The following is a 15,034-nucleotide window of genomic DNA, read 5'->3' on the forward strand; positions in this document are numbered from 1 at the left end:
TGAAATCGCTCAACACATTTTGGAACAGGCTCTAAGCTCGGGGTCGATCAAGACAGTCCCGCGTATAAGCTTATTCAAGAAGCACAGGAAATTGACCGACGCGTTGGCGTTCCCGGCGTTATATCGGCCGACCGTGTTTTCGGACTTTTGGAAAGAGACTTCTCCTCGCAGGACATTGAGGAGGCGGTGGCGTCAGCGTTAAAGCCACAAGTGAGGTGTGATCTCACTGCACATAGGGTTTTGCTTGACTTGGCAACCACACCCGAAGGGGCGGTTCAATTGGTCACGACGAACTTCGATAGATTATTTGACGATTGCGGACGCAATCTTCAAACATGGCAACCACCGAAGTTGCCTGACCCTTTGCGCCCGAATGACATCAACGGAATAGTATACCTGCACGGCCGATCTACACCGACTTATACTGGTGCTGAAGGAGACGGTTTTGTTCTTTCAAGCTCCGAATTTGGACGGGCATACTTATCGGACGGGTGGGCAACAACATTCATTAGAGAGATACTTGGCAAATATGTCGTCGTATTTGTTGGGTATACTGCTGACGATCCGCCTGTTCAATTTCTCCTTGAAGCTCTGCGCAGAGCCTCCGGGAAGCTTGAAAATGCTTATGCTTTTCAATCCGGTGATCACGACGATGCTGCTGCACGGTGGCGGCACAAGGGTGTTGAGGCCATTCCATACAGTCCGGACAATGAACACGCTGCTTTATGGCAATCTCTCGAGGCCTGGGCAGAGCGTGCTCGTGATCCTGACGCTTGGCATGCGAAAGTTATTGAAGGATCCAAGATGGGGCCGGCAGTACTTAAGCCCCATGAGCGCGGTCAGGTTGCACATGTAGTCTCAACTTATGAGGGCGTGAAAAAATTCTGCCTCGGTGAGTTTGTTCCATCTGCAGAATGGCTTTGTGTGTTCGATAAACATCGCCGATTTGCTAAGCCAGGTAGTACAGGTTCGCGTAGTAGCAAAGGCCCTTATATTGATCCATTTGATCTGTACGGCATTGATTCAGACGTTCCGCCGACGAAACTTGACCCAGAGGATTATTACGCCAAGCGTGAAACGCCATCCGATGCATGGGATGCTTTTGAACTTAATCGGCTTGACCGATCACCGATCCGGGAGGAAAATCTTCCGGCACTCCGCGGATATTGGGCTGCTCATTCACCACGCCTAGTTCCGCGAATAGGGCAACTGGGAGTATGGCTTGCAAAAGTCTGTGATCAGCCTGCTGCGGTATGGTGGGCCGCCCATCAGCTTTCACTTCATTGTGATATTCGTAAGTCTATCTCTTGGGAGCTAGAGCGAAGCAATAGACCAATTCCTCAAGACATATGTAAAGCTTGGCAGTCACTATTTGAAACTTGGAATTATGCGCGAGATGTCGATAAAGGTTGGTATGCATTAAAGACGACTATTAATAAAGATGGTTGGAGTAGCGCGGTTGTTAGAAGATTAGGGGAAGTGCTTCGTCCGCGCTTTTCTGTAGAACCGAATTTTTGGGGTGGTCCCAAGCCCCCAGTTTCTGAGGACGATGGTGCAGATGTAGGCCGCTTACTACGTATCGACGTCGAATATCCTGAAACTCACGAAGTATTTGCTGTTCCAGACGAATGGTGTGCCGATGTTGTTAAGGTCTTACGAAAGAATCTTGAAGTAGCGGTTTCGTTGGAGCGTGAAATTGGAGGATACGGCCTAAGCTATATAAGCCCAATCGTTGAGGACGCTACTGAGGACTCCGATTATCATCGGACATATGGGCTCTCTGCTGCGGTTATCCAATTTGCGACTTTCTTCTCGCAGCTGGTTAAAACCAGTAAATTGGCTGGTAAGCGAGAATTTTTATCATGGCCAACCGACGATGACACTGTCTTCGCACGATTGCGAATATGGGCTTCGGGCAAAACTAACGTTATCTCGGATAAAGATTTTGGGCATGCAATAGCTTCTTTAAGCGATGCTGCATTCTGGGATAATTATCATCAAAGGGACCTATTACTGGTCCTTGCGCGAAGATGGAATAAACTCGGCATAACATCACGCAAGTTAATCGAACAAAAATTGTTTAGTGGTCCAAAACGATGGCGACGAGAGAAAGTTACTGAGTTTGAATATAGGCGAGCTTGGTCGGTTCTGAATCGCGTAAAATGGCTTGAACAATCAGGATGCAAGCTTTCCTCCACCGCTCGTGAGCAAGCGAAGCTACTTCGCACTGCGGTACCCGATTGGAAGGAGGAATATGGCGTTAAGGCTGCCGATTCGCTGGAAGGTAGATCAGGATTTGTCAGGACCAACACCAGTCATGAGGAACTGAGAGACAAGCCTCTTTCACAGGTGCTGCTGCAAGCCAAAGAAAGTAGCGGACGATCAGACGATTTTCTGGTCGAGAATGATCCTTTTGCAGGGCTTGCCTCCCAGCGCCCTGTCCGCGCTTTCGCTGCACTTAACTACGCAGCTGAACGAGGGGATTTTCCAGAGTGGGCGTGGCGACGGTTCCTCAACTCACAGGCGCGGAAGAATGACAAGTCCAGATTGGTCTGGTTGATTGCGAACCGACTAGCGCGCTATCCAAATGAGCAACTTGCGACAATCCTCCGTCCTGCGACCGATTGGCTTCGGGATGCCAGTTCGAAACTGAACATAGAGTGCATTCCTGTTTTTGACAGCATTTTGAGGAAGCTAGTCGGAATACTTCGTACATCGCCGAACGAGGGCCGTTCGGGTATTGTACGTGGTTCGAAGGAGCCAGACTGGACTATGGAAGCGATCAATTCACCTACAGGGAAGATCGCGGAGGCACTTTTTAAGGATCCCCGCAAGGATGATTTGCATCAAAACCAAGGCTTTCCTTCAGAATGGCTTGCTCACGCTGAAGCCCTGTTGAAACTTCCACACGACTTGCGCAGACATACATTGGTGATCTTCTTTCACAGTCTCAATTGGTTTTTTGCTGTTGATCCGAATTGGACAGAGCAACATTTATTGCCTCTCTTACAGGGCGATGACACGGATGACCGCGATGCGGCTTGGTCGGGATTTTTGTGGGGAGCGAGAACTCCAGATAGAGAACTCTATATGCGGCTTAAGACCGATATGCTGGATTTTGCAGCTAATTCTCTTCCGTCGCGCCGCTCACATGGTGAAATTATTGCAGGGATGATCTTAGCCGGTTGGGGGAGTGTCGACGATGCGTCCGGTGAGCGTTGCATTTCTAATGACGAGATGCGTAGTTTGCTTTTAACGGTCGATGATGAATTTCGATCACGAGTTCTGTGGCAAGCTCAAAGGTGGTCTGACGAGAAGAACGAAAATTCGCACAAGCGATGGAGAGGGCTTCTTTCCGAACTGCTTCAGATTTGGCCGCGCCAATTATCAGCCAGATCGCCCAATACATCGGCTAGGCTTTGCGAATTGGCGTTCTCCAGTGAAGATCAATTCCCTGAGATAGCTGCATTGGTTTTACCTCTCTTGAGCAAAATTGAGCGAGACCATCTAATGCTGCCAGAACTGCGTCGGTCTGGAGACAACATAGTAGACCGGTATCCAGAACAGGCGTTAGCACTCCTCTTTGCCGTTCTGCCCGGCAACGCGCTTGCGTGGCCCTACGGGATGGAAGGCATACTGCAACGAATTGGAGAAGCCAACAGCGCGCTAAATATTGATGATAGACTAATTTCATTAAGACGCCGATGGGACGCAAGATGATGATCTGTCATGGTCATTCTCGGTGTCCCAAAGAGTGTTTTAAGGCGAGTATAGCGACATGCGCGCTTATGGAACGAAGAGGGTGCACTGTGAACGGCTGAGTGGGCGCGCACTGTCGTCAAAACCTCTTAGACGCGCGGAGGGCAACTTTTCCAGCGCAGTCGCTCTACATCTGCCAGTCCGTTTCCTGCTCACTCCGAATTTAGCTGCAACGAGTATACTACTCTTTGCTGCTGTCGCGAATTTCCTCGCACCCCAGCAACACCGCGACTTCACTCTCTATCAATTATGCGAAGGCGTAACCGAGCGGTAACCGCGAATATTTCAGGCTGTTCCGCGAATGGTAATTTTGATAGTCCTGAAAAGCAAAAATCCCGGTCAAAGCCGGGATCTTGATGCCTAAGCTAATCGGAAAAACTGGAGCGGGCGAAGGGATTCGAACCCTCGACCCCAACCTTGGCAAGGTTGTGCTCTACCCCTGAGCTACACCCGCTCGCGCCAGTCATTTCCGTCAGGCAGGCGCTATATGGACCAACGCATTTGAGATTGCAACAGGGAAATTCAAGGAAAATGCGCTTTCGATGAAAGATAAGGTGGTATTTCTTTTAAATTATTGAAATAATTCGATTAAATTCTATTGTCCCGACTGTTGATCGAGGCAATGACCACGCAAGATATGCAGCTTTTGCATCTGTATCCTGTGGGTTGCCACTTCTGCGGGCAGAAAATGCCTGCATGAAGCGATTCATTTGCAACTGGAGACGAATCTTCGGCTTTCACTCCGCGCGGATTATGCTCTAAGAGTATAGAAAAGCTCGGATAAAACACCTTGAGACTGTCTGCTCATTTTGGGAATAGGGATAAGCATGCCTCTGACATCGCATGAACTTCATGACTATCTGAAGAACCTCGATATTGAGGTTAAGACGGTCGAGCATCCGCCATTGTTTACCGTTGCCGATTCTCAAAGTCTGCGGGGTGAAATCGCAGGTGGTCACACCAAAAACCTGTTTCTCAAAGACAAGAAAGATAATTTCTTCCTGGTGAGCGTTGATGAAGATGCACTGGTCGATCTTAAATCGATCCATCAGATCATCGGCGCTTCCAGCCGTGTGTCGTTCGGCAAGGCTGAGAAGCTGATGGAATATCTTGGTGTGGTTCCAGGCGGTGTCACCGTGTTTGGTGCGGTGAATGACACAGACCACAATGTTCAAATCATTCTGGACGCTGCTTTGATGCAAAATGACATCATTAATGGCCATCCTCTGACCAATGAGGCGACGACATCCATCAAGCGCGATGATCTGATCCGTTTTCTTGTAGCGACGGGGCATGAGCCGCGCATTCTTGCTGTTTCGGAGGATGCCAAGGCCGCATCTTCGGTATAGACTGCTTATTGGTTTTTCGGCGACTGCTGCTTGAAATTGGTTAGCGCCAATACGAACTGAAACATCGAAACCCGCTTGCTGCTGCCCTATATGTAAGCGGGAAGACATAAGGAATATCCAATGACGAGCCAGAACAATCCTTATTCAAATGCAAGCGGTCAAATGACTGGTAATGTGTCCTTTGGATCCACAACGGCATCCGCAGGCGGTAATGATCTTATCAAAGACACGACCACTGCCGGTTTTCAGGCGGATGTTCTGGCGGAATCGCGTAATCAGCCGGTTCTTGTCGATTTCTGGGCGCCGTGGTGCGGGCCATGCAAGCAACTGACGCCAATTATTGAAAATGCTGTTCGCGAAGCGGGCGGTGCGGTGAAGCTGGTGAAGATGAATATTGACGATCACCCGTCAATCGCCGGACAGCTTGGCATTCAGTCCATCCCGGCAGTCATTGCCTTCGTGAATGGTCAGCCTGCCGATGGCTTCATGGGTGCTTTGCCGGACTCGAAGGTCAAGGAATTCATCGCCAAGATCAGCGGTCCAAATGATCAGGAAGCGGCGATCACCGAAGCGGTCAACGCAGCCAAAGAGCTTGTTGAAGCCGGTGATTTCGCGCAGGCAGCACAGATATTCTCATCGATATTGCAAGTTGCTCCCGACAATGTGGATGCCGTTGTTGGTCTTGCGACTTGTGTGCTTGAATCGGGTGATGTGGATCAAGCGCGTGAGGTTCTTGCAAGCCTGCCGGAAGACAAGCAGGATGCGCCCGCTGTGCGCGCAATCGAAGCACGCCTTGCACTTGCGGATCAGGTGAAGCTTATTGGCGATCCGGTCGAGCTGGAGCGGCGGGTACTGGCCGATCCGAAGGACTATCAGGCGCGGTTTGAACTTGCGCAGGTGCGCAATGCGCAAGGACGCCGTGAAGATGCGGCCGATGAATTGCTGGCAATCATGAAAGCGGATCGTAGCTGGAACGAAGACGGTGCGCGCATGCAGCTTCTGCAATTTTTTGAAGCTTGGGGCAATATGGATCCGGCAACGCTCGGCGCGCGTCGCAAGCTTTCATCGCTCCTGTTTTCCTAGAGCACGTCTAGCAACAAAGCGAAGCGGTTTTGTGTAGGATAGCGCGATAAAACAAATAGATAGAGCGGTTCTTACGATTCCATTTAAACGGGAACCGCTCTGAATCGGGAAGCCATCAATATAGGGAGAGTGTGATGCAAGTGGGCAATGCCCGTTATCGGACGGGCGCTGATATACCAGAGCTTGTGCCGGTGTTTCCGTTAACGGGTGCGCTGCTTTTACCTGGTGGACAGTTGCCGCTCAATATTTTCGAGCCGCGTTATCTGGAAATGGTGGAAGATGCGCTGGCCGGAAAGCGCATTATCGCGATGATCCAACCGCAAATTGACGATAGCGATGAGGACGACAACGAAAAGTTCGATGAAACTCTACGCCCACCATTGAGCCAGGTTGGATGCCTCGGACGTATTACCACATACTCTGAAACCGGCGACGGGCGAGTGCTTATTACACTTCAGGGTATTTGCAGATTTCGCGTTCTGGAAGAGGTCCATAGCCGCAGGCCTTATCGCCAATGCCGCATCGCACCTTTTTTAGCTGATCTGGAAGACCCGCGTGATCTCGGCGAGATTGACCGTGATGCGCTTCTGGCTGCATTCAAGGACTATCTTGAAGTGCATAATCTGGAAGCTGATTGGGAAAGTATTTCGCGTGCCGGAAATGATACGCTGGTCAACGCGTTATCGATGATGTCGCCTTTTGGACCTGCCGAAAAACAAGCGCTTCTGGAGGCGCCTGATTTGAAAACACGCGCCGCAACCCTGATCGCAATCACTGAAATGGTGCTTGCCAAGATCAAGGATGATTATGGCTCGCGATTGCAATAAATATTGAGGATAGACCAATGGCTGAGAACGAAAATACCGGCAATCTCGACGTGAAGCTGCTTGAATTGCTTGTATGTCCGCTGACCAAGGGATCGCTTCTGTATGATGCGGAACACAGCGAGCTTATTTCTGAAAAAGCCAAGCTTGCTTACCCTGTTCGGGGCGGCATTCCAATTATGCTCCCATCGGAAGCGCGCGCATTGGAATAGGAGGCTTAGCCCTTCTAAGCATGTGGATTTTGCCTGTTATATAATTTCTACATATCATCAGTTCTTTTTCATAAATTTCGTGACGTCATTATTGCTTGCCGGGCGAGGGGGTTCTATAACCCCCCCCGGAACTTCAAAGCACATCCCGAAAACTGTGAAGCAGTTTTCAGACAACATGTGTTTTTAAACAAATGGTTGAGACGCAACGATCTGCTAAAATCCGATCGAAATGCGCTTTAAGATGAAGTAGCGGAAACTCATTTCCTTGCCGCTATTATCTGAGAAAAAACAGAGGCTTGGCATTATGGCATCCAGAAAACTCCTTCTCCTGCCCGGTGACGGTATCGGTCCTGAAGCAATGGCTGAGGTCCGCAAGATAATCGATTTCCTCAATTCGGGTCTGAATCTCGGTTTTGAAACCGACGAAGGACTTGTTGGTGGTTCGGCATATGATGCGCACGGTCAGGCGATTTCCGATGCGGACATGGAAAAGGCGCTTGCTGCCGATGCCGTGCTCTTTGGTGCGGTCGGTGGGCCTAAGTGGGATAGCGTTCCTTATGAAGTGCGCCCGGAAGCAGGCCTTCTGCGTCTTCGCAAGGATTTGGCACTTTATGCCAACTTGCGTCCGGCCATCTGCTACCCGGCGCTTGCACATTCATCGTCGCTGAAGCCAGAAGTGATCGAAGGCCTCGACATTCTGATCCTGCGCGAACTGACGGGCGGTGTCTATTTCGGTGAGCCGAAGGAAATCATTGATCTCGGCAATGGCCAGAAGCGCGGTATTGATACGCAGGTTTATGATACCTATGAAATCGAACGCATCACCGATGTGGCTTTTGAACTTGCGCGCACCCGCCGCAACAAAGTCACGTCGATGGAAAAGCGCAATGTGATGAAGTCGGGCGTCTTGTGGAATCAGGTCGTCACCGCTCGCCATAAGGAAAAGCATTCTGACGTAGAGCTTGAACATATGCTGGCCGATGCTGGCGGTATGCAGCTTGTGCGCTGGCCAAAGCAGTTTGACGTGATCGTCACCGACAATCTGTTTGGCGATATGCTTTCCGACGTTGCCGCCATGCTGACCGGATCGCTTGGCATGTTGCCGTCGGCGTCGCTCGGTGCTGCTGACGGTGTGACCGGTAAGCGCAAGGCGCTTTATGAACCTGTGCATGGTTCGGCACCTGACATTGCAGGCAAGGGCATTGCCAATCCAATTGCAATGATTGCATCGCTTGCCATGTGCCTGCGCTACTCGTTCAATCTGATTGATGAAGCTGATCGTCTGGAAGCTGCGATTGCTGGTGTTCTTGATGATGGTCTGCGTACTGCCGACATCTGGTCGGAAGGCACAACCAAGATCGGCACGGTGGAAATGGGCGATGCGATCCTTGCAAAGTTCAAGGCGCTCTCTGCCTAATTTTGAGCATATCTTTGTAAAAAGCCGCCGTGTGAAATTCATACGGCGGCTTTTTTAATCAATTTGAATTGTGAAGTCTGCAAAGATGGCACCAATTAGCAGAGCGATAAACAAGTATTGAAACCCTTTGCGCTTTATACGCATGGCAAAAAGTATTGCGATGGTTTGGATGGCAAAGAAAATGAAGTCAACGACATAAGAAACATGATCGTTGATAACAAAACTTGGGCCAGCGTCACTCAAAAACTGCACGAGATTAAGGAATATGAACAGCGAGAAAAGCCATATCTTTCGAGATATGAAATAATTTTCGTAGTCTCCATATTCTTTGATGTCATCGGGCGTCAGAGTTACGCATACAAAGAAAAGTCCGAAGACATAGAGTAAGTCTAAAACATATGTGTAGACGTTATATGTCTTGGATCCGCTTTCGAAAAGATAATCCCACCAGAACTGAATTATCCAAAGCAGTACGACGGTTATCCATCCGATATGCATATAGGAAACTTTATGCTTATCGGGGTGTTGTACGAATTTTGAAGCGAAGATAAGCAATCGCGACAGGCATAAGCTGATGCCCATGCCGTTGATAATTCTCATGTGAGAAAAAGCATCAGCCGCGCTGATGGCTGTATCTATACCGGAAGCCAAATTTCACCTGATCGTTGGGTTGTCACGGGCACACAATAAATTTTAATATTTTGAATGAATAGCGCGATGTTCCGCCAAAATGAATAGCATTGTTTTATATGGTAAAGCTGTTTTGTCACTTTTCAGACAAAGATGCGATGGAAAATAGACGCCCGATTTCCGGCTGTATTTTCATGCTAATCGCTTAAGAATGGTAAGTATGTTGAACACACTCCCTGATATGAACGTCTTGTATGACGCATTGCTTGCTCGCGACACCGCTTATGAGGGCAAAGCCTATGTTGGTGTACTTTCAACGGGCATTTTTTGCCGATTGACTTGTCCGGCGAGAAAGCCGCTGAAAGAAAATTGCAGGTTCTTTGCTTCTATTCCCGAATGTATTGCGGATGGTTTCCGGCCGTGCAAGCGATGCCATCCATTGCAGCCAGCAGCTGAGGCAGATGCCTCTGTAAAGCGTTTGCTGAATGCGCTTGATGCACAACCTCAACGGCGCTGGAGCGAGGATGACGTGGCGGGAATGGGCTTTGATCCCTCCACCGTGCGGCGCAGTTTCAGGCGACATTTTGGGATTACATTTCTGGAAATGGCAAGACAGGAGCGTTTGCGGCAAGGGTTTCAGGCCTTGGCCCAAGGCGATCGGGTTATTGATGCACAAGTGGATGCAGGTTTTGAATCGCCCGATGCTTTTCGAACCGCTTTTGCTCGTATTCTTGGATTGCCACCCGCGAAGTTGCCAAAAGGCGGTATGCTGCGTGCCGATTGGATCAAAACCCCGCTCGGTACCATGATTGCGGTGTGTGATGCTTCGGCTTTACACCTTCTGGAATTTGCTGATCGTAGAGCCTTGCCGCAGGAGCTTAAAAAGCTGCACAAAGCCTGTCATGGTGCAATCGGTATCGGACGTTTTTCGACCCATGAGGTGCTTGAAGCACAGCTTGAAGCATTTTTTGGCGGAAAATCTGCCGGTTTCGATATGCCGCTCGTGTTGCATGGAAGCGTATTTACCCGTGATGTCTGGCGTGAATTGCAGACTATCCGCGCGGGCGAAACCCGAAGCTATAGCGAGATTGCAAGGGCTGTCGAAAAGCCGCTTGCTGTGCGAGCGGTTGCGCGAGCTAATGGTGCCAATCAGATTGCGATCATCATTCCTTGCCATCGTGTGATTGGCGCAGATGGATCACTGACCGGCTATGGCGGGGGTCTTTGGCGCAAACAGAAACTGATCGAAATCGAAGCGCAGTATTGGTAATAGTGTTGTACAAATGAAAACGCCGCCTCAATGAGGCGGCGTTTCCGTTTCAGGAGCCTCGGACTATTCTACTTTATTGAGGTCGACGTCCTTGGTTTCCTTCACAAAGAGCACACCGATAACGAGCGTGATCGTTGCGATAATGATCGGATACCAGAGACCATAGTAAATATCGCCCTTTGCAGCACTCATCGCGAAGACGGTTGCTGGCAGAAGACCACCGAACCAGCCGTTACCAATATGATATGGCAGCGACATGCCGGTGTAGCGAATGCGGGTCGGGAACATTTCAACGAGGATAGCGGCAATCGGGCCGTACACCATCGTGACATAGATCACGAGAACGGTGAGGATTAAGATTGTCATTGTCCAGTTGATCTGTGCCGGATCGGCCACCATCTTGAACGCACCAGCATTCGGGATGGTGTAAACAGCCTGACTTGGCTCACCGGCGGCATCTGCTTCGATTTGCGTAACGATGTTAGCCTTGACCAATTCCGCATTGGTCATTGTGGCACTTTCACCCGCACGAACGGCTCCAGCATTGAGTGCCAGTTCCGGATTAGCTGCAACGAAAGCCTCAAGCTTAGAGTCTGCAACCTTTGCCGGGCTACGTACCAATGGCCAACCTGCTTTTTGCAGAGCGAGATTAATGTCATGTGTGAGCTTGGCCTGGCTGGCTTTTGCATCTACACCGGTTGCGTTCGCATCGAATGAAGTGACAGTTGAATCGCCGATTTTGACGGTTGCAGGCTGTCCGGCAGGGCCGGTCACGACATCATATGGCACCGCACTACGCGACAGGAAGCTTGTTGCAATGTCGCAGGAGCTTGTGAACTTGGCCGTTCCGGTCGCATTGAACTGGAAATTACAATCGCCAGGTGCTGCCGTGACCGTTGCACGGATTGTCTGTTCAGCATGTGCCAAGGCTGGATTGGCAGCTTGGGTCAATGCTTTGAACAGCGGGAAATAGGTTACGGCCGCAAGAGCCAGACCCGCCATGATAATTGGCTTGCGACCAATTTTATCTGAAAGCCAGCCAAACACGACGAAGAAACCGGTGCCAAGCACAAGTGCCGTGGCGACCATGATATTCGCCGATTGGTTTTCAACTTTGAGCACGTTCTGAAGGAAGAACAGCGCGTAGAATTGCCCGCTATACCAGACAACAGCTTGTCCCATTGTCAGGCCAAACAGAGCGATAAGAGCGATCTTCGCATTTTTCCACTGACCGAATGCTTCAGTCAAAGGTGCTTTGGAGGTTTTTCCTTCTTCCTTCATTTTCTTGAAGGCAGGGGATTCACTCATCTGCAAGCGAATCCAGACCGAGATACCCAAAAGAACGATTGAAACGAGGAAAGGAATACGCCAGCCCCACGCAGCGAAGGATTCCGTTGTCATGACATTCTGAATGCCCAGAATGACCATGAGCGAAAGGAACAAGCCCAATGTTGCAGTCGTCTGAATCCATGACGTATAGAACCCACGACGGCCATTCGGCGCATGTTCGGCAACATAGGTTGCAGCGCCACCATATTCCCCGCCCAGCGCCAGACCCTGCAACATTCGCAGGATGATCAGGATCGCTGGTGCGATAATACCAATCGTAGCCGATCCGGGCAGAATACCGACCAGAAAGGTTGATGCGCCCATGATGACGATGGTGACAAGAAACGTATACTTACGACCGACGAGATCACCGATGCGTCCAAAAACCAACGCGCCGAAAGGGCGCACAAGGAAGCCTGCTGCAAAGGCGAGCAGAACGAAGATATTTCGGGTTGTTTCCGGATATTCATTGAAGAACGCGGCACCGATAAAGGCGGCCAGTGTTCCGTAAAGATAAAAATCATACCATTCAAAAACTGTACCGAGCGAAGAAGCGAAAATGACCTTCTTTTCTTCGCGCGTCATTTTTGATGTGCCTGCTTTGGCACCCGATGAAATTGACATTAAGAGTCCTCCCAACAGCATTTTTGCTGACGTATGCGGTCGTTCTCCTCCAACTTCCGCACACTTTCTCACACGAGCATGATGAACTGAATCGTTTGATCCGTTTATTATCTTTTAGTATGAGAAGTGCTCGGCCTTAACGCAGGAGACCAAGATGGATCGTTTCACGGGTGGTTGTCTGTGCGGTGCTGTTCGGCTTGTCGCCTCGGGGCGTCCATATCGTGTGGGCATCTGCCATTGCATCGATTGCCGCAAGCATCATGGTGCCTTGTTCCATGCCTCTGCAATATTTCCCCAAACAGCAGTCACAATTGAGGGGCAAACGCATAGTTACGAAGGGCGTGCCTTCTGTCCGCGTTGCGGCTCGTCCGTCTTTTCAAAGTCGGATGATGAAATAGAAATCAACCTTGGATCTCTTGATGAAACAGATCAATTGATCCCGACCTATGAACTCTGGACCACCCGTCGCGATGCGTGGTTGCCGCCATTTCCGGTCAAGCACCGATATGAGCAAAATCGGCTCAGCACGGATCGCTCCGAATACTAGGCATTGTGTTATGAACTTAAAGTATTTTTACACACAATGCCGTTTTTCATGATCAACCGGAAATTTTTCTCCGGGTCGGCGATCAGCGAAATATCATCCAATGGATTGCCATCGACCAGCAGAATATCCGCATAGGCCTTTGGCTCCAGAACGCCGAGTGCTGCTTTGTATGGATTGCGATCGCCGCTCATTCTGAGCAGTTCTGCATTTGTAGACGTCGCCATTTTCAAAACGCCGAAATTGCCGAACCACTGCGCAGTCTTTGCCAGTTGGCGTGTTTGTGATTGCGTTCCTTTTGGATTGAAAAGTATATCGGTTCCCCAGGCTAACTTTGCATTGTATTTTTGACCAAGTTCGAAGCAACGTATTGTTCCTTCTGCAATACGGATTTGCTGCGCACGCGCTTCGGGGACGCTTTGCGGATTGGAATCTGAATCCGCTAGAAACGGCTGAATGCTCCACCACACACCTTCATCCGCTATACGGCGAATAGTGTCGTCGTCAGCAAGCTGGCCATGTTCGATACACTGTACGCCGTTATCGAGCGCACGTTTAATGCCAGCGGATGTGTAAACATGGGCGCAAACGTAAGTTCCCCAATCAGAGGCTGCGTTTACTGATGCCTGAATTTCGGCACTGGTGAACTGGATGGAATCGAGCGGATCATAGAAAGACGATACGCCGCCTCCAACCATGATCTTGATCTGGCTAGCGCCCAGCATAAGTTGTTCGCGCGTGCGGCGTAAAACTTCGTCGCTGCCGTCCGCGATCACCGATATGCCTGCTTTTTCAGCAGCACTCAAATCGGACTGACCTGTTCGCGGAATATCGGTGCGCATGCGGAAATCGCCATGCCCCGAGGTCTGCGAAATCATCGCGCCGGCGGGATAAATGCGTGGTCCCATAAAGCGTTCTTCATCTATTGCACGCTTGAGCGCGAATGACGGGCCGCCGACATCGCGAACAGTAGTGAAGCCGCGCATCAATGTCTTTTCCGCTTCCTGTGCAGCGATTAGGTAGAGATACCCAATATCTGCGGTCATTGCGACGTTCATTGGCATGGCTGCAAGCATGGAGTGCCAATGAACGTCAATAAGACCCGGCATGGCTGTCATGCCTGCACCATCAATTACGGTTGCATCAGTGATGGTTTCTCCGTCATCCACAAATGCCTCAATTTTCCCGTCTCGGATCAGGATGCTTTTACCAACGATCAGCTTATCGAGCATTCCGTCGAAAATAGAAATATTCTTGAGTAATAATGGCTTATCGGGCGACTGCGCGAGAGCGGGAGTTGCAAAGCCAGAGCCTGCAGCAGCCAGGATCGCACCCGCGCCGGTTATGAAAGAGCGGCGAGACATAGCGGTCGTCAGGCGATGATTAATGCTGCGTGCTTCCGGACTATGACACTGACACGGCACACCATTGTGTAAGTGTTCGTATTTTGCGCCGAAGTTCAGCTTGTTCCGATCAAAACGCATCATTGTCAGCCCGCCATTCCAATATAATTCTTTGCCAGTCAAATAATCATGATCAAGTAAATTTTCTCTCTAGAATAATTTTGTGAAAGCTTTTTAAGGCAATCGAAAATATGCAGGTCGACACTTTATTCCTCTGTTAAGTAGGGGCTTCATATGCATATTGTCATGATAATCTGAATATGAATCAGTAAAAATCGAATTGCTTCTTGCAGCCGTTATAGGCTTACCGTAACTATGGAATAGAAATAAGAATCTGTAACGCTCAGGCGTGTTCAGCATATTTAGCGGAGACCTATAATCGGTGTCAGGTCCGTCATTTTCTTTGTTGGGGGCATATTTTCCATCGTGGATGCTGTGTCTTTTCATCGCAATAGTGATCACTATTTTAGTGCGGGTTATAATGATCCGCATTGGGCTTGATGATATTCTACCGTTTCGCCTGACCGCCTATACTGCAATCGTTATCGCGATCGCCTGCGGCCTCGCGCTTTTTGTGTATGGTCGATAGC

12 protein-coding genes and 1 tRNA gene are annotated in these 15,034 nt (G+C 49.8%); 9 read left to right on the forward strand and 4 right to left on the reverse strand.

Annotation, left to right across the window (positions count from 1 at the left end):
• The first annotated feature begins 249 nt into the window (after nucleotides 1-249).
• Nucleotides 250-3,720 carry an SIR2 family protein gene (locus CEV31_RS14090; RefSeq protein WP_169717365.1) on the forward strand — a complete coding sequence of 1,157 codons (3,471 nt, stop codon included), beginning with the start codon at nucleotides 250-252 and terminating at the stop codon, nucleotides 3,718-3,720.
• Between the two features lie 418 nt (nucleotides 3,721-4,138).
• On the opposite strand, the gene CEV31_RS14095 is transcribed toward CEV31_RS14090, so the two are convergent.
• Nucleotides 4,139-4,213: transfer RNA gene (locus CEV31_RS14095), tRNA-Gly, on the reverse strand.
• 373 nt (nucleotides 4,214-4,586) lie between these two features.
• On the opposite strand from CEV31_RS14095, the gene CEV31_RS14100 reads away from it, so the two are divergent.
• From CEV31_RS14100 to leuB, 5 genes are all read left to right on the forward strand, one after another.
• Nucleotides 4,587-5,108 carry a prolyl-tRNA synthetase associated domain-containing protein gene (locus tag CEV31_RS14100; protein WP_094507701.1) on the forward strand — a complete coding sequence of 174 codons (522 nt, stop codon included), beginning with the start codon at nucleotides 4,587-4,589 and terminating at the stop codon, nucleotides 5,106-5,108.
• A 120-nt stretch (nucleotides 5,109-5,228) separates the two neighbouring features.
• Nucleotides 5,229-6,191, forward strand: coding sequence for a thioredoxin (gene trxA, locus CEV31_RS14105; RefSeq protein WP_094507702.1), 963 nt, complete (start codon nucleotides 5,229-5,231; stop codon nucleotides 6,189-6,191).
• Between the two features lie 134 nt (nucleotides 6,192-6,325).
• Entirely contained in the window at nucleotides 6,326-7,018 is a 693-nt protein-coding gene (locus CEV31_RS14110; protein WP_094507703.1) for an LON peptidase substrate-binding domain-containing protein, read from the forward strand.
• A gap of 17 nt (nucleotides 7,019-7,035) precedes the next feature.
• Complete coding sequence (locus CEV31_RS14115) at nucleotides 7,036-7,227, forward strand: Trm112 family protein (protein WP_094507704.1); 192 nt, start codon at nucleotides 7,036-7,038, stop codon at nucleotides 7,225-7,227.
• A gap of 304 nt (nucleotides 7,228-7,531) precedes the next feature.
• On the forward strand, nucleotides 7,532-8,644 hold the full coding sequence (gene leuB / locus CEV31_RS14120) for a 3-isopropylmalate dehydrogenase (protein WP_094507705.1): 1,113 nt from the start codon (nucleotides 7,532-7,534) through the stop codon (nucleotides 8,642-8,644).
• Between the two features lie 54 nt (nucleotides 8,645-8,698).
• Here leuB and CEV31_RS14125 read toward each other — a convergent pair whose 3' ends face one another.
• A complete protein-coding gene (locus tag CEV31_RS14125) occupies nucleotides 8,699-9,295 on the reverse strand; it encodes a hypothetical protein (protein WP_143850954.1) in 597 nt (198 codons plus the stop codon).
• 199 nt (nucleotides 9,296-9,494) lie between these two features.
• Between CEV31_RS14125 and CEV31_RS14130 the strand changes: the two genes are divergently transcribed.
• Complete coding sequence (locus tag CEV31_RS14130) at nucleotides 9,495-10,544, forward strand: bifunctional transcriptional activator/DNA repair enzyme AdaA (RefSeq protein ID WP_094507707.1); 1,050 nt, start codon at nucleotides 9,495-9,497, stop codon at nucleotides 10,542-10,544.
• A 63-nt stretch (nucleotides 10,545-10,607) separates the two neighbouring features.
• On the opposite strand, the gene CEV31_RS14135 is transcribed toward CEV31_RS14130, so the two are convergent.
• Nucleotides 10,608-12,497: an MFS transporter gene (locus tag CEV31_RS14135; protein ID WP_094507708.1), complete on the reverse strand. Its 1,890-nt coding sequence runs from the start codon at nucleotides 12,495-12,497 to the stop codon at nucleotides 10,608-10,610.
• A 154-nt stretch (nucleotides 12,498-12,651) separates the two neighbouring features.
• Between CEV31_RS14135 and CEV31_RS14140 the strand changes: the two genes are divergently transcribed.
• Nucleotides 12,652-13,044 carry a GFA family protein gene (locus CEV31_RS14140; RefSeq protein ID WP_094507709.1) on the forward strand — a complete coding sequence of 131 codons (393 nt, stop codon included), beginning with the start codon at nucleotides 12,652-12,654 and terminating at the stop codon, nucleotides 13,042-13,044.
• 8 nt (nucleotides 13,045-13,052) lie between these two features.
• Here CEV31_RS14140 and CEV31_RS14145 read toward each other — a convergent pair whose 3' ends face one another.
• Entirely contained in the window at nucleotides 13,053-14,528 is a 1,476-nt protein-coding gene (locus tag CEV31_RS14145; protein WP_235818111.1) for a metal-dependent hydrolase family protein, read from the reverse strand.
• A 298-nt stretch (nucleotides 14,529-14,826) separates the two neighbouring features.
• Here CEV31_RS14145 and CEV31_RS14150 point away from each other — a divergent pair, with 298 nt between their 5' ends.
• The gene (locus CEV31_RS14150) at nucleotides 14,827-15,033 is read left to right on the forward strand and encodes a YtcA family lipoprotein (RefSeq protein ID WP_094507710.1); all 207 of its coding nucleotides are present in this window, start codon (nucleotides 14,827-14,829) and stop codon (nucleotides 15,031-15,033) included.
• Nucleotide 15,034 lies beyond the last annotated feature (1 nt).

It is taken from the genome of Brucella thiophenivorans (genome assembly GCF_002252445.1).
GTDB lineage: Bacteria > Pseudomonadota > Alphaproteobacteria > Rhizobiales > Rhizobiaceae > Brucella > Brucella thiophenivorans.